Raw genomic sequence first — 15,504 nt, 5'->3', positions numbered from 1 at the left:
GAAGGCTGTCTGCTTGATTATATTATAAATTGTGTTAAAAAAAATATTACATCAAACGCATCTTTGGATGGGTTTACTCTCCTCATTGATCGTATTTATACTGGGTATAACTGGCTGTATACTTGCTTTTGTCGATGAAATCAAACCCTTGATTTATAAAAGTCATTATGAGGTTGAGCATTCTATTCAACAGAAGCAACAACAATCGTTTTCGACCTTACTGCACGCTGCGGAACAATACTGGGGTCCCGAAAAACCGGTTTCGGCGGTAGAAATTGAAAACAATCCACATCGAACCTGGCATTTTAGAGCTTATCGCCAAGATGATCATCATGGAATCTGGTACTGGAATGAGAAAAAATACTATGAATCTTCTTTCATCAACCCGTACACAGCACAGAAAGTCTATAGTGAAAATGCAGAATTTGAGTTTTTTAGGGTGATACTCTTCATCCATTGGTCATTACTATTAAAGAACGAAATTGGTCAGCCTATTGTAGGTACTGCAACATTATTTTTCGTTATTTTACTACTAACTGGTCTCTATCTGTGGTGGCCCAAAAATAAAAAAGCGAGAAGGGTCAGATTTTGGTTTCGATGGAAAAATGAAACAGGTATAAAACGGAAAAATTATGATGTACACAATATCCTTGGATTTTACTCCTTCGCTGTAGCCTTAATTTTGGGATTAACAGGTTTGATATGGGCCTTTTCGTGGTTTGACCAATCGGTGCAAAAGGTACTGAACAAAATCGAAAATAAAACTCCCGCAACAGATCTGCTCATCCCAATTCAACCACCCCCACCTGATGTCGATACCAATTTATCTGTCTATGATCATATATTAAAAGAAATAAAGCAAACCTATCCTGATGCACAGGCTTATTACTTTTATTTTCCACAAGAGGACAAGGCTCCTTTAAACGTGTATATCCGTTATGAAAAAAACTATGCTTCTATCATACGTCAATATCATGCGGAAAATGGTCACCTGATCAAATCGATCAATTTTTCAAGTAAAAATTATGGCGAAAAAATGCGTGCTCTTAATTATGATATCCATCTCGGAAGTATTTTGGGTATCCCAGGAAAGATAATCGTATTTCTGGCTTCTTTGATTTCAGCAAGTCTGCCTATTACCGGTTTTTACATTTGGTACAATCGACGCAAGAAAAAGAAAAAAAAGGGCCGTAATCTATAACATCTGATCAACGCTGCTGCACATTAAAGAAAAAACAGCATGATAAAAAAATTAAGAGACATGATCTGGGTTAATTATTTTATAATGTTCACACGCTTTTTGATCGCTCTTTCTTTTCTCCCAACAGGTTTGATCAAAGTATTTGGTCAACAGCTCACGTCTATGCCCGACAGCAATCCCGTGGGTCATTTATTTAAAAAACTCTACCATAAAGTGTTACGACTGTATGAATTGATCGACTTTGAAACTTTCCAACTCCCGACTTCGTTTAAAAATGTCACGAAGTCGGTCTTGGTGAAATAATCAAATTGCATGGCCACGCTTGCAACCATATAATCATTGGATTTCTCAAGAATAGTTATGTTGATTTTTCAATTCATCTGATCTCCTTTTTATACTTCAAGTTGATTTCCGAAGCCACGAAAGTTTTTTATTCCATGTATCAACCCACTTATAGCTATAATTACTGCTGTCGCAATTGCTGTTGTATAAACAGTCTCACTTACTGCTGAATTTGCTACAGCCACGGCTACTAAAGCCCATGATCCGACCAATCCATACTCTCTCATATTGCGCTTCCAAGTCATAAAAATATAGAGTAACCCTGCGATCACAATCATGATTATCGTCCAAGAAATCTGCGATAGCTGCCATCCTCCCCACTTAATTTTGGTGAGATAAGCTGCTATATTAGCAATCAATGCTACTGATATCCAACCAGAATATAATGAAAATGGCCACCATACCAGAGCAACGATACGGAAGGGTGGATCTGTTAGCTGTGCTTTAATATTAACAACAATCCTAAGCAAGGTCATCAATAATAGGATCATAATCAGTACTGAAAAACCGATGTAATCATTTAACCAAGCTACTATCCAGAGACTATTGAGCACACAGGAAACGATAAACCATATACCTACTTTATGGATGATATAACTCTCTTTCGGTCTTTTTAAAATGACAAAGGAATAGCAGACAAAACCGATCAAGAATAAATAGATGACACCCCAGATAGAAAAGGCATAGCCCGCTGGAGTAAATAAATTGTGATAGGTATCGGAGACAATTTTCATTGTTTTACCATTTATAACACCGCTATTAGCTTGATAATTGACAAATAAGGTCACCACAAGGCACAGGGCATTCAATATGGCCAAAGTTCTTTTTTTCATCTCAGTATAATTTAATTAAAATCAGTTTACAGTAACAATTTCAGCATGACGCAAGATCTACCAAATTTGCTATCCCATTTAAGCACATAACGAGATCACGAAATAGATATCAAAATAGGAGCCAATCTTTTAATTGAAGATATATTGTTCAAACAAAACTCGTCAAAGTGAATAATAAACATTGAATCTTAAGATTTTTATTTAGACTCTAATCCGGTCCTTCATTTTTTGATTCAATAAAAAATAGGAGGGTGTCAGGTTTAATTTATCAAAGACTTGTTACGTTTACAAAATAGTGATCCGAAAATGAGTATGAAACAACTTCCCTAACAGGTACGAGAAGACAACTCGTATCGGGATAAATTATTCCCTATTGCACATTTTGGTACAATAAAGTAATTTTACGAGATGTATGAAAGAAAGATACCTGTAAATCTAAATTGTGGACTTGATCTCATAGCGGAGGTACTGTATGGTAAGTGGAAAATCCGCTTGCTTTGGTTTATCCATGCAGGACATTTGCGTCCAAGCGAATTACAGCGCAAAATCCCAGATGCATCACGCAGGGTTTTGAATATCCAACTTAAAGAATTGGAAAATCATGAATTGATTGAGAAAACGATTTATCCTGTTCTTCCGCTAAAAGTAGAATACAGTTTGACCGAATTTGGAAAAACCTTAATCCCTGTTATTGCAGCAATGGGTCAATGGGGGGATGATCATGAGGAAAGATTAAGAAATATCATCTTGAAAAATGGGGATAGCGAGTAGCTAAATCCCCGAATAAAATATTAATCCATAGTACTGACAGGTACTAGACTAACTCAAAGTAAGTTTCTAAAGTTTCTTGTCCATTGACAATAATGGATAGTTTGTGATTTCCCAAATAAAACTTTCTAGTCGTAATCAATTTAAAGGATTGATGACGTGAGAGGGTATTAACTTCTCCAGCTTGATATATTTTTTCACTGATTTTAAAAACCTTACGTGACAATTGTCCGTTTGCTTTTAGATAATAAATACCATATTCAAGTCGGACTAATTGAGCTTGGGTATGGAGGTTTTGAAGTTCAAAGGAGAAATTTAAACTGTCGCCAATTTTCACTATTGCTGTTTTGAGCAATAAATTTTTTACCTCAAAAGCTGTATTTTGTAATCCATAAAAAGCAAGTATTTCAGGATGTCCTTGTTTTAACAGTGTCCTACTGGCATGCTTGATGAGGGCATCCGTACTTGCACTAATACCTTTCCATTTCTTGGCAATCTCGATGACAACAGTAGGATGATCTTTGGCGATATCATTTAAATTGTTAGCCACGCTCCTTCTTACCGTTTCAGAAGGTTCATTTCTAAGGTTGTATAATAGCGGCAATATCGGAGATGGATCAACTTTTAGGAAAGGGATCGCCATGGCCCAGGGCAATCTAGGTCGACTCCCTTCACTTGCCAATCGACGTACAGCAGCATGAGGATCGCGCGACCATTTTTCCATCTCACGGATCATTTGATCTTGGTATTTAATGAGAAAAGGTCGAACGGCAAATTCACAGGATATGAATTTGGTAATCACCTCAAATGATCGTACAGAAACGTCAAAATGATCAAGCCCATAGGTTTCGATGTAGTCTGGAAAGATGATATATGCTAAACCACCAGAGGCTCCACTTGCAAGCAACTTTTCAACAACTTGAGTGATAATCTGTGCTGCTTCGGAAAAGTCTTTCGGTAAAAATTGATGTAAAACCTCGGTCGTATGTTTCGTTCTCTGCTTCCATTCGAGATGATCAAACTTACTGACAAAAATATCAGCAATAAATTTTGCTCGGTCAAAATCTGGATCTATAGCATAAAACTGATCGGCAATTGACTGATAAAAATCTGGTGTATAGATATCTTTTACAAGACCCATATTGGCGTAATTAGCATGCGATGAATTAATTTTATTTTTAATACTTTTAAGGTTCACAAATATACATATAGATAAATCATGAAACCACGAATATGTCATAAAGTAAGAATAAAAATAGCGTTAAAACTAAGCCTTTAAAATTCAAAATGATTCATATATGAAAAAGTACATATTACTCTTAATATCATGCCTTGTGATCAATTGGGCGAGTGCTCAAGAGTCGAATTCCAAAGCTTTTATTCAAGCTTTTAAACCACATCTGGGTAAATATTATGAGGGAACTATTGTTGTGGGTGGAAAGGAGGGTGATGGATTTACCGGAAAACGTTTATTGATGCAGATCATGAGCTATAGCGATCATGAAGTAAAAGTGCCTTTCTTTGTTGGGGAAGACAAATCGCGTACCTGGATATTTTCATGGAACAATAACCGTGTAACACTAAAACATGATCATCGAAAGCCGGATGGAACTGCTGATAAAATCACCTTTTATGGTGGTACAGCCACTAATGAAGGAACAAATCAGATGCAAATGTTTCCAGCTGATGCAGAAACGGAACAGCTTATCGACCATGCTGCTTATAATGTTTGGTGGGTAACTATTGATCAGACCAAGTTTTCTTACAACTTGAGGCGAATAGGTTCTGATCGGATATTTTCAGTAGAATTTGATCTGACAAAACCTGTGCGATCTGATTTTAAACCTTGGGATACTGCTCAATAGTAGAATATAGAGTCCCAATAACAGAAATAGCTAATTTTCTCTTTGATTTACCTTTGGGGACTATCGGACATGATGATATATCATTTCTTCAGATATTGCCTTTCCTAAATCAACAATATCTGAAGAAACCCATTTTTACCGCATCGATTAAAGGGTGTTTTTGAACATAGTGATTGTCTCTAATGATCAAAACTGTGGCTAACTGCCATAACATTTACGTTTTATACACGTGCTATTTGAATAATTGCGGAACAAACTCATTGAGATAAGTGCGCCAATTGCTCCAGGTATGACCTCCTTCTGACTCCACGTAAATATATTTGAAATTATTTTTATCCAATTTATTCCTGAAGTCGGTGACGCTTTGATACAAAAAATCGGTCTTTCCAATTCCAATCCAATATAATTTGTAGCCATTATTTTTTTGAACATCCAGTTTAGCATCTAGATCTGAGTAGATGGGACTTTGCTTATTTTGTGGTGGCAGGATCGCTGGAGAAAATAAACCGATATAATCAAACATTTTTGGTTGGTTTGCTGAAATATATAGGGAATGAAAGCCCCCCATGGAAAGTCCTGCAATAGCGCGGTCTTTTGCATCGGATTTTACACGGTAATTTTTCTCTGTAAAGCTGATGATTTCATGAAAGTAAGTTTCCATATCTCCCGTAAAAATATCAGGAGTCATCATATCGATTTTATAGAAGCCCTTTGCCGACTCACCTGGGGCAGCGGCATTGCTGGTATGTCCATTTGGCATCACAACGATCATTGGCTTTGCCTGACCAGAGGCAATCAAATTGTCTAAGATCTGAGAAGCTCTTCCTAATGTCATCCACGCTTCTTCATCCCCGCCCATTCCATGTAAAAGATAAAGAACGGGATATTTGCCCTTGTTAGATTCATAACCAGGCGGCGTATATACAGTCAATCTTCGATCCTCTTGAAGTCCTATTGATGCATACCATCGTTTGGTAACACTTCCATGCGGAACACGCTGTACTTCGTATGATGAAGACTGTGGTCCTGCCACTAGAAACATACTCATCAGGGAAGAAACATCACGAACTTGATAAGCATTGTTTGGGTCATTGGCTTTGACACCATCAACTAAAAATGAATAGGTGTAAATATCTGGGGTAAAATCTGCTTTTGAAAATGACCAGACTCCATCAGTACCTTTTTGGAGATCTACGGGACTTGAATCCATCCAATTTCCCTGTATTTTTACCGTTTTAGCCTGGGGAGCAAAAAGTCGAAAAGTGACTGTTTTTCCATTGACTTCTGGAGAGCTGATATTTTTTTTAGCATTAAAATCAAGACTTTCCTGTGCATAGGCAAATGAATGGAACAGGAAAAGAAAATAAAGGATATGTTTAACTTTCATAATTTAATGATATGTATAAGGTGATCGGTTTGAACATAAAAATAATACAAACTCCATTTAATAAAATTTGTCAACTATAAATATAATGATAGTTATTCTATAAATAAGCATCTTGAAAAATTCCAGCTCGATCATTTGGTGAAAAATACGTATCCGCTACGTTTTTTTACGGATTATATGGATTATGCTACGGGTTATTCATCAAAAACTACGTTTATGTGCGATTAGCGGGATGTTGGGTACAGCTTTTGTTTTAACAAACGAAAAGAACATAACATTTAAAAATATACTACACATGGAAAATATAGATCAAAAAGCAGAAAAAATAGGATTAGATAGAGGATACTATTTATTATTGATGGCTATTTTGGATATTCCTGTTGATAACGAAGAACATAACATTGAAGCGGTATAAGTCCTATGAAAAAAATTGTTATCATAAGTACCTGCCCACCCCAACAATGTGGATTGGCAACATTTACAAAGGACCTGAAGCAAGGAATGGAACTGGATCCGAATGTGACAATCGATGTGATTGCCGTATGTAAGCTTGGTCAGGAACAATTTGATGATTCAGTCCGATTTGTTATTGATAAAGATCGATTGGACAGTTATATCCAAGCTTCCTATATCATCAATGAAGAATATGACTATTGTATTTTGCAACATGAATATGGGGTTTTTGGTGGTGCTGATGGTATATTTATCAACAACTTGGTAAATAAGTTGAGCATTCCTCTTTTGACTATTTTCCATACGATATTGGCCACTCCATCTTTACGAAAAAAGGAGATTATGGAGTCACTTATAGCCAGATCCCATGCTGTGGTGAGCCTATCTCCAAAAGGATGTGAAATCTTGACGGAACTGTTTCCGGACTGCGATCAGCATAAGTTCAAGATGATACCACATGGAGTTCCACAATTTGACTACAACCAACAGTTAGCGAAGGAAAAGTTAGGTTTGCACAAAAATTTTGTGATGATGACTTTTGGACTGATTGGTAGAGGGAAAGGTTTGGAATATGCGATCAAATCTTTGTCAGGCTTGGATTTGCCAGATTTTAAATACTTAATAGTGGGTAAGACTCATCCTCATGTATCGGCCCGCGAAGGTGAATCCTACCGATATGAATTGCAGAACTTGGTGGAACAATTACAACTGCAGGATCATGTTACTTTTGTGGATGAATTCTTGTCAGACGAGCAATTGAAGGATTATCTAACGGCATGCGATATCTACTTGTCTCCTTATCAACATGAAGAACAGATCAGTAGTGGAACGCTATCATTTGCCGTCGGGGCCGGAGCAGCTGTTATCGCGACTCCTTATTGGCATGCTCAAGATTTATTGAGAGACGACCGTGGTATCCTCACTCCTTTTCACAACATCGATGCTATGCGTGAAAATATCAGCCAGTTATATCATTCCGAAAGACTATTGGCGTGGCACAGATATAAGGCACGTCATTTTGGAGAACAAACGACTTGGAGTTTGATCTCCAAAATGTACTTAGAACTGTTATACAACTTCATCAGCCCGGTGAGATCACTCGAGTATTACGAAAATTACATCTCTTTTGATATTAGAAGAGAAGCGTAGCTAATAAAGCCTTAGCATGAACCTGCTGAGGCTTTTTAATATCTTGTTGTTTGACTCCATCTGATTGTCCAACAATCATGACAGCAATTTAATAATCAATGGCAAAATAAGCTGTTAATAAATTAAGAATAGTTTTTCCTGAAGGATGTACAGTTGGCTTACCTGCGGCAACTGAATGAAATTACGATGAACTTTTGCATGTATGCTCAAGATAGTTTTTGGTTCTTTATTGCATCATCCACCAACTCAAACCTTGACGCTTGCTTGGAAGTAATTGATGATTCAAAAGTAGGATGCACATTGCCTTTATCCTTTTTGCATTAGATCTATACTAGATAAAACTTGGTAAGCGAAAGAAATAAATGATGAATTATAATTTTAAACCCTATATTTATTTCAGTAAAAACAATAGCGATTTCATATCCAGATGGCCTTTTTTAAACCCTAATAAATGAAACAATTACTGACCGGTGAGTTTTATGGACAGACTAATCAAACTATTCATTTGAGTGGAATAACCTTGACCGATACCGAATATACGCTTGATCGGGTGGATTGGCACTACCACGAAAATGCTTACTTCACTTTTATTTTGCAGGGTAATGTGATCGAAGGAAATAAAAAGGAAATGTACCACTGTACTCCAGGAAGCCTTCTGTTTCATAACTGGCAAGATCCCCACTATAATATAAAGCCAACGGGTTACACCAGAGGTTTTCATATTGAGCTTCAACATCAATGGTTCGATCAGTTGGATTTTAATATGGACAAATTGCAAGGAAGTATAAAAATCATGAATGCTGACATTAAATTTTTACTTTACGATATATTTAGGGAGACAAAGATTGAAGACAATACGACTACACTAGCCATCGAAACGTTGGTTTTAAAAACACTTACAAAAATGCTGGATCAATCGCTTATTGATCGTGATAAAAACCCAGCCTGGGTCCATAAGATTAAAGAGATACTATTTTACGAATTTAAAGATCAGCTAACTCTTGACTACTTGGCTCAGACATTGGGTATTCATCCGGTGCATCTTTCAAGAGATTTTTCAAAATATTTCAATTGTAATTTAGGCGATTATTTACGAAAATTGAAAGTTGAAAAGGCGTATGCACTATTAGCTGAAAAAAATCTTTCATTGACTGAAATAGCATATGGTTGTGGTTTTTCAGATCAAAGCCATTTCAACCGATGCTTTAAATCTATCAGTGGACTTAGTCCAAACAATTTCAGAAAAATTGTTGCTCATAAATTTCCATCATGTTAATGCTGTTCTATTTTAATGTTTTTTCATGTTGTAATTTGCTCCTCAATTCTAATCGTTAATTGATGAAAAAAATATGCCTGATGATTTCGATCATGCTCCTCGTGGTGAGGACTTCTATTGGTCAAACTCCTGACTTGGTAAAAAGCGATCGCATCGTCTCTCCATTACATATCGAGAATATTGGTAAAATTGTATTTACAGGTACAGGAAAAACAATACAAGATATCAAAACGTCTAATTTCTTGACTGACTTTAAATTTAAAGATAAGGAAGATCTAGATATCCATGTTTTTTTAGGAAACTCACTAACAAATTATCTACATAGGCTTGCTCCTCAACTATCTGCTGATGAGCTCACAAAAAGTGGGAATTATCAATTTACGTTTTTCGTTGATCAAAAAATGACCTATGTGGAGAATCTTCATGTTGGAGCTGGAAACTTGAAAAGTAAAAATCAAAAAACAACTTTTAGAGTTCCCTTGATAAGCACCACCAATGAAGATTCGTGGGGTAGATTTCTGTGGAATAGATTTTTAATGCATGGTGGACAAGAGGCTTTTACAAGTGGGGAGCATCAACTAAAAATTGAAATTAGACCGTATATAAAGCTAGACTCGTTGTTGGTCGGAAATAAAATCGCGGAAGGAGAGTTGAAAATTAGGGTACCCAAAATAAAAATCAATGAAAAACTGGTTAGGATTCAAGCTATAAAACCTGTGCAGGACTGGCAAATTTCTTCCACTTCCATTGATACTGCTAAAATTGAAGAACTTAATAAAAAAATAGTTACGCAAGCGTATAAGGATATAACAAGTATTGTGGTCTTAAAAAATGGTGAACTTTTAATCGAAGAGTATTTCAATGGCACAAACAGAAACAGTCTTCATGACATGCGCTCTGTTGGAAAATCATTTGCTTCGACCATGATGGGGATGGCCATTCAGGAAGGATACTTAAAAAGTGAAATGCAACTATTAAATGAATTTTACAACTTAAAGTCCTTTCAGAATTATACTCCGGAAAAAGAGCTAATCACTCTAAAAGATCTATTGACGATGAGTTCATCATTTGATGGAAATGATATGGATGCAGGGTCTCCGGGTAACGAAGAAAATATGTACCCAACTAAAAACTGGGTTAATTTTACTTTAGATCTACCCATCGACCAAAAGAAAGCTAGAGCTAAAACATGGGATTATTTTACCGCTGGCGTTATCATTCTTGGTGATATCATTGATCAATCTGTTCCAAGTGGTTTAGAAAAATATGCAGATAGCCACTTATTTCACCCCTTAGGAATCACACATTATAAATGGCAATTCACTCCTCAGAAAGTAGCTAGTACAGCTGGTGGTTTACAATTACGTTCTTTGGATTTTGCTAAGTATGGACAGCTGTATAAAAATCAAGGTAATTGGAAAGGAAAGCAACTTCTTACTCAAGAATGGGTGGCTAAAAGTCTATTCAGACAAATTGCTATCTCTGAAAATGAATATTATGGTTATTTATTTTGGAATAAAACTTATAGTGTCGATCATAAAGATTATGAAGTGTACTATTCAAGCGGAAATGGGGGAAATAAGATATTCATTTTCAAAGATCAGCCGTTCGTCATTGTGATCACCTCAACAGCTTATAATAAGCCATACGGACATACGCAAGTGGATAAAATAATGCAAGATTATTTAATACCGGCACTACATACCCGATAACTATGGAATCCAATTGCAAATCAATTTTTACATAAAGCCCTTGTGATCTAGATGATCAGGTTGTTAAAGTTGGATTGAACAAAAAAGGACAGGATCATAAAATGAAATCATATATTTAAAACAGAATAAAAATCCCTTTTAGATCTTCGCTATTTCATAGAAAAATACTATATTGCTGCTGTTTTAGGATCATAAGGGGTATTAGCTCATTTGGTAGAGCGCTTCGCTGGCAGTGAAGAGGTGATCGGTTCGATTCCGATATGCTCCACAATTAGAACAGGCTCATGTAGTTAACCACATGAGCCTGTTTGATTCACTATAGATACAGAAATCACGAAAGATTATTTTGTAATATTTCTTGTAAGCAATTCTCAAAAATCAGGACCATTTTCAACCAGATTTAAACCACAATTTATAACCTATAAGTAACAGTCCTAAAATTTAGGTTCCCAGATTAATCGGGTCATAAAATCCATTTGAAATTCATCCGATTTAATCGGAACTCCGCACACAAGTCCTACTGCTATTTGAGGTGATAATGCCAGCTTGGCTTGTGGTCTCATGATATATTCCAAGTGACCATGCTCCATACGCATATCATTTTCAATACCGATATAATGGCTTGAATTAGGAACCATATAATGTATGTTGGCATTTAGGACAAAATTGGTTTGCATCTCCCTACTTTTAAAACCATATTCAAATTCTGGTCCTGTATAGATCAATGTACTAATCTGGTTAAAGTTTTTAGCTGCTATAAAAAATGGCGATGATATTAATCCTTCGAAAAGAGGTGTATTTCTGACGTTCGGATTAGATTTTCCAAATTCCATTTCATGTACGTAACCGATAGCTAAGGAAGTCTGACGTTTCTCATCAACTAAAAACGTATACTGCGTTCCAAATTTTAATCCTTCGACCCGATTGGTGCTATGTCCTAAATCATCTTTTGCAAAGAGTACAGGAATTTCGATCTCTAATCCCAACCGATTGGCGACTGCCCATTCATACTCAACAAAAGTATGATGCTCGACTCTGTTTTTGAAACGTCCTGTTCCATAACCGACATTAAATTCGGCCTCCCCCTTTCGGGCTCCCAGGTCACGCATCAGATCGAGATAAAGTGGTTCTGCATGTTTTACTTTAGCCGGTTTAGGTAGTATACTGACTTGAGCAAATGAAAAAGTGTAGATGAATAGTGAAAATAGAATGGTATATAAAAGTTTCATGATGCTATTGTTTGAAACAAACCTATAGTCACATTTAGGAAAAACTTAGGAATTTTAAATAATCATGCTGAATATGCACTTATGAAACCTAATCGTTACACTACTGCATCCAAATTCTTTATACTTTTAAATTTTAAATCTAAAAATGAGTAATATAGTACTACATGGATAATAGAAGAGATTTTTTAAAGAAAGCCTCCCTTTTAACTGGAGCGATGGGTTTGGAATGGGGACTACCTGCCGCTATACAGAAAGCAATGGCAATCGAACCTCTTTCTGGATCTAGTTTTCTTGATGCTGAGCATATCGTTATGCTGATGCAAGAAAACCGCTCTTTTGACCATAGCTTTGGTACCCTATCTGGTGTAAGAGGTTATGGAGATCCTCGAGCTATACGATTGCCTAATGGAAATCCGGTATGGTTACAATCTGGAAAAGATGGTAAAACATTTTCTCCTTTTCGCCTCGACATCAAAAGATCTAAAGCTGCCTGGACAAGCTACTTACCGCACTCTTGGGAAAATCAATCAGCTGCCCGTAACAACGGAAAACACGATAATTGGATAGATGCTAAACGATCTGGCCACAAGCATTACGAAGATATCCCACTAACAATGGGTTACTACACCCGTGAAGATAATCCTTTTTACTATGCATTTGCCGATGCTTTTACAATCTGCGATCAAAACTTTTGTTCATCGATAACAGGTACAACAACCAATCGACACTTTTTTTGGACGGGTACTTGTGTCCCTGCTAAAGGAGAGAAACCATTGGTTCGCAACTCAGACATCTACTTCAACCGATGGGCTAATTGGAAAACTTTTCCAGAAAAATTAGAAGCGGCGGGTATTTCCTGGAAGGTATATCAAAATGAGGTGAGCATACAATCCGGTCTACAAGATGAAGGCTTACTGGGCAATTATACGGACAACAACTTGGAGTGGTTTTCACAATATCATGTTGAATTTAAGGAGAGTCATCTCGCTTTTTTAAGAAAGCGCATTGCTGAGCTTCCTGATGAAATCAAGGGAATAGAAAAACTCTTGCAAGATGGTAAAGCAGAAAGTGTACAAAAGGAAAAAAATAAATTAAAGCAAAAACGTGAACAGTTGACGAGTTTTGAAAAAAAACTTCAAACTTTTACTCCTGAGGCTTTTAAAAAGCTATCGCCATTGGAGCAAGCTCTTTTTAGGCGTGCCTTTCAGACGAATGAACAAGATCCATCTTATCGTGAGGCTCTCAATACCGAAGAACATGGATCAGAAATTCGTGTTCCAAAAGGCGACGTATTGCACCAATTTAGACAAGATGTACGGTCTGGAAAACTTCCTACAGTTTCTTGGTTAGTTGCACCCGAATATTTTTCTGATCATCCTAGCGCACCGATGTATGGTGCTTGGTATACCTCCGAAATTTTGAATATTTTAACAGAAAATCCGGATCTGTGGCGCAAAACCATTTTCATATTGAACTATGATGAAAATGATGGTTATTTTGATCATATCCCACCTTTCGTAGCACCCAATCCAGCAGATCCAACATCAGGTAAGGTTTCTCCTGGAATGGATATTTCTGGTGAGTACGTCAGTCTACAACAGGAACTAGATGCTGGAGAAAATAAGGAAAACGCAACTGAGGGTCCCGTTGGACTCGGATACCGTGTTCCGTTGATCATCGCTTCGCCTTGGTCAAAAGGAGGTTGGGTCAATTCTGAAGTTTTCGACATCACTTCTACAATACAATTTTTAGAACATTTTCTGAACAAAAAATATGATAAACATATTTACGAAAATAATATCAGTTCATGGCGAAGAGCAATTACGGGAGATTTGACTTCCGTGTTTCGTACAGCAGAATCGATTTCTGACCTGAAATTACCTTTCTTAGACCGCAACGCACAGATACGCGCTATTGATCAATCCAAAAAATTGCCCTTACCCCATAATTATCATCAATGGTCCATAAGTGATGTAGAAAATCTAAAAAAACAACGAATCAAATCTCCATGGTTGGCCAAACAAGAAAAAGGCCAACGTCCTTCGAGTGCTTTGGCGTATGAATTGTATATCCATGAAGAGATTAATAAAAAAGATGATAAGATCTCCTTACATATGCAAGTTGGGAATACTTTTTTTGGTGAGGCATCCTTGAATAGTCCATTCAATATCTACACGGGCGAATCTTATCACGCTGGTGTTCAATTTTGGCCATTTGCTGTATTTGCAGGACAGACACTTGATTTCAGCTGGAATTTATCCGATTTCAAAGATAATACTTATGCTTTTACGGCTTACGGACCAAATGGATTTATGCGGGGATTTAAAGGGCAAGATGAAGCTCTACACGTTCGCGCATCCTACGAATTAGGAATAAATAAAAAACCGACTGGAAATCTAGTGATATACCTCAAAAATGAAGGAAAAGAAACGTTAAATATAAACGTTAAAGACAATGCATATCGTTTATGGAATAAGAAAATAGCCTTAAAGGCAGACCAGTCAATAACATGGATAATGGATACCAAACAACAGTCTGGATGGTATGATATCACTCTTACGATATTAAATCGTTCGTTTGAGCGACATTTTGCTGGTCGGGTGGAGACTGGAAAACATTCAAAAACAGATCCGCAGTTAAGTTAAAGCATGATCCCGACGCGACAGCATGCAATATATAAACCGATCGTCTCTAAAGTGACCTAGTATGCAATTAATTTAGAGACGATCGAATTTCATTTTCAATCTTTAGCTATCCCCACATATGGAGACCATTAGTTAGCGCTATAGCAAATGAGAAGATATCATTTATGTTTTTTAAAACGCTATTTTAAATATTTGTCCACTATTTTTTCAAGATCGACTAAATCAAAGGGTTTTGCTAGAAAATCATCTGCTCCTGCATCTTTGGCAAGTTCAGCGATATCACTATTTGCTGTTATATAAATAACCGGTATCTGACTAAAATTGGAATCTTTTTTTAATAGTTTTGTTGCTTCTTTTCCACCAATATTGGGAATCCAGTTGTCCATTAGAATTAAATCTGGTCTTAATGCAGCAACTTTTTCAATGATATCATGAGAAGTTTGTGATGTTTCAACTTCATAGCCAGCATCTTCTAGAATAATGGTAACGATCTCTAATATGGAAATATCATCTTCGAAAATTAAAATCTTTTTGTTGGTTTCCATGGCTCTTTTTTTAAAATTGTATTGTTAACATGATCTTATTCTTAATATCTAATTGCGTCGTGGACGATGAATCTACCTTTTTTGATTAAACCTTTATTT

At 36.5% G+C, this 15,504-nt stretch carries 13 protein-coding genes and 1 tRNA gene; 9 read left to right on the top strand and 5 right to left on the bottom strand.

Going from position 1 to position 15,504, the window contains the following annotated elements; translation table 11 throughout:
• Positions 1–31: 31 nt before the first annotated feature.
• Together C8N37_RS09560 and C8N37_RS09555 are read left to right on the top strand one after the other, a co-directional pair.
• The gene (locus C8N37_RS09560; protein ID WP_146171044.1) at positions 32–1,201 is read left to right on the top strand and encodes a PepSY-associated TM helix domain-containing protein; all 1,170 of its coding nucleotides are present in this window, start codon (positions 32–34) and stop codon (positions 1,199–1,201) included.
• Positions 1,202–1,240: 39 nt separating this feature from the next.
• Positions 1,241–1,504: a hypothetical protein gene (locus C8N37_RS09555; RefSeq protein ID WP_146171043.1), complete on the top strand. Its 264-nt coding sequence runs from the start codon at positions 1,241–1,243 to the stop codon at positions 1,502–1,504.
• An 89-nt stretch (positions 1,505–1,593) separates the two neighbouring features.
• Here the strand turns inward: C8N37_RS09555 and C8N37_RS09550 are convergent, their stop codons facing one another.
• Entirely contained in the window at positions 1,594–2,376 is a 783-nt protein-coding gene (locus tag C8N37_RS09550; protein ID WP_108158700.1) for a hypothetical protein, read from the bottom strand.
• Positions 2,377–2,784: 408 nt separating this feature from the next.
• Here C8N37_RS09550 and C8N37_RS09545 point away from each other — a divergent pair, with 408 nt between their 5' ends.
• On the top strand, positions 2,785–3,147 hold the full coding sequence (locus tag C8N37_RS09545; protein WP_108158699.1) for a winged helix-turn-helix transcriptional regulator: 363 nt from the start codon (positions 2,785–2,787) through the stop codon (positions 3,145–3,147).
• Between the two features lie 43 nt (positions 3,148–3,190).
• Here C8N37_RS09545 and C8N37_RS09540 read toward each other — a convergent pair whose 3' ends face one another.
• Positions 3,191–4,342, bottom strand: a complete 1,152-nt coding sequence (locus C8N37_RS09540; RefSeq protein ID WP_244914384.1) for a DNA alkylation repair protein — start codon at positions 4,340–4,342, stop codon at positions 3,191–3,193.
• A gap of 100 nt (positions 4,343–4,442) precedes the next feature.
• On the opposite strand from C8N37_RS09540, the gene C8N37_RS09535 reads away from it, so the two are divergent.
• Positions 4,443–5,009, top strand: a complete 567-nt coding sequence (locus tag C8N37_RS09535; protein ID WP_108158698.1) for a hypothetical protein — start codon at positions 4,443–4,445, stop codon at positions 5,007–5,009.
• Between the two features lie 232 nt (positions 5,010–5,241).
• Here C8N37_RS09535 and C8N37_RS09530 read toward each other — a convergent pair whose 3' ends face one another.
• Positions 5,242–6,396 carry an esterase gene (locus tag C8N37_RS09530; protein ID WP_108158697.1) on the bottom strand — a complete coding sequence of 385 codons (1,155 nt, stop codon included), beginning with the start codon at positions 6,394–6,396 and terminating at the stop codon, positions 5,242–5,244.
• Between the two features lie 420 nt (positions 6,397–6,816).
• On the opposite strand from C8N37_RS09530, the gene C8N37_RS09520 reads away from it, so the two are divergent.
• From C8N37_RS09520 to C8N37_RS09505, 4 genes are all read left to right on the top strand, one after another.
• The gene (locus tag C8N37_RS09520) at positions 6,817–7,998 is read left to right on the top strand and encodes a glycosyltransferase (protein WP_108158695.1); all 1,182 of its coding nucleotides are present in this window, start codon (positions 6,817–6,819) and stop codon (positions 7,996–7,998) included.
• Between the two features lie 451 nt (positions 7,999–8,449).
• A complete protein-coding gene (locus C8N37_RS09515) occupies positions 8,450–9,274 on the top strand; it encodes a helix-turn-helix domain-containing protein (protein ID WP_108158694.1) in 825 nt (274 codons plus the stop codon).
• A gap of 62 nt (positions 9,275–9,336) precedes the next feature.
• Positions 9,337–10,986: a serine hydrolase domain-containing protein gene (locus tag C8N37_RS09510; RefSeq protein ID WP_108158693.1), complete on the top strand. Its 1,650-nt coding sequence runs from the start codon at positions 9,337–9,339 to the stop codon at positions 10,984–10,986.
• 195 nt (positions 10,987–11,181) lie between these two features.
• Positions 11,182–11,254: transfer RNA gene (locus C8N37_RS09505), tRNA-Ala, on the top strand.
• A 166-nt stretch (positions 11,255–11,420) separates the two neighbouring features.
• Here the strand turns inward: C8N37_RS09505 and C8N37_RS09500 are convergent.
• On the bottom strand, positions 11,421–12,215 hold the full coding sequence (locus C8N37_RS09500) for an HAEPLYID family protein (protein ID WP_108158692.1): 795 nt from the start codon (positions 12,213–12,215) through the stop codon (positions 11,421–11,423).
• Positions 12,216–12,379: 164 nt separating this feature from the next.
• Here C8N37_RS09500 and C8N37_RS09495 point away from each other — a divergent pair, with 164 nt between their 5' ends.
• Positions 12,380–14,860, top strand: a complete 2,481-nt coding sequence (locus C8N37_RS09495; protein WP_108158691.1) for a phosphocholine-specific phospholipase C — start codon at positions 12,380–12,382, stop codon at positions 14,858–14,860.
• A gap of 179 nt (positions 14,861–15,039) precedes the next feature.
• Here the strand turns inward: C8N37_RS09495 and C8N37_RS09490 are convergent, their stop codons facing one another.
• Complete coding sequence (locus C8N37_RS09490; protein WP_108158690.1) at positions 15,040–15,405, bottom strand: response regulator; 366 nt, start codon at positions 15,403–15,405, stop codon at positions 15,040–15,042.
• Positions 15,406–15,504: the final 99 nt, after the last annotated feature.

Source organism: Sphingobacterium faecium (genome assembly GCF_003054045.1).
GTDB classification, from domain to species: Bacteria; Bacteroidota; Bacteroidia; order Sphingobacteriales; family Sphingobacteriaceae; genus Sphingobacterium; species Sphingobacterium faecium.
The sequence above is the reverse complement of the archived record's forward strand: the minus strand, read 5'-3'. Positions and strand labels throughout refer to the sequence as shown.

Coding starts and splice junctions, on each gene's coding strand:
- C8N37_RS09555 (WP_146171043.1), top strand. CDS start 1,241: ATGATAAAAAAATTAAGAGACATGATCTGGGTTAATTATTTTATAATG.
- C8N37_RS09550 (WP_108158700.1), bottom strand. CDS start 2,376: ATGAAAAAAAGAACTTTGGCCATATTGAATGCCCTGTGCCTTGTGGTG.
- C8N37_RS09545 (WP_108158699.1), top strand. CDS start 2,785: ATGTATGAAAGAAAGATACCTGTAAATCTAAATTGTGGACTTGATCTC.
- C8N37_RS09535 (WP_108158698.1), top strand. CDS start 4,443: ATGAAAAAGTACATATTACTCTTAATATCATGCCTTGTGATCAATTGG.
- C8N37_RS09530 (WP_108158697.1), bottom strand. CDS start 6,396: ATGAAAGTTAAACATATCCTTTATTTTCTTTTCCTGTTCCATTCATTT.
- C8N37_RS09520 (WP_108158695.1), top strand. CDS start 6,817: ATGAAAAAAATTGTTATCATAAGTACCTGCCCACCCCAACAATGTGGA.
- C8N37_RS09515 (WP_108158694.1), top strand. CDS start 8,450: ATGAAACAATTACTGACCGGTGAGTTTTATGGACAGACTAATCAAACT.
- C8N37_RS09510 (WP_108158693.1), top strand. CDS start 9,337: ATGAAAAAAATATGCCTGATGATTTCGATCATGCTCCTCGTGGTGAGG.
- C8N37_RS09500 (WP_108158692.1), bottom strand. CDS start 12,215: ATGAAACTTTTATATACCATTCTATTTTCACTATTCATCTACACTTTT.
- C8N37_RS09495 (WP_108158691.1), top strand. CDS start 12,380: ATGGATAATAGAAGAGATTTTTTAAAGAAAGCCTCCCTTTTAACTGGA.
- C8N37_RS09490 (WP_108158690.1), bottom strand. CDS start 15,405: ATGGAAACCAACAAAAAGATTTTAATTTTCGAAGATGATATTTCCATA.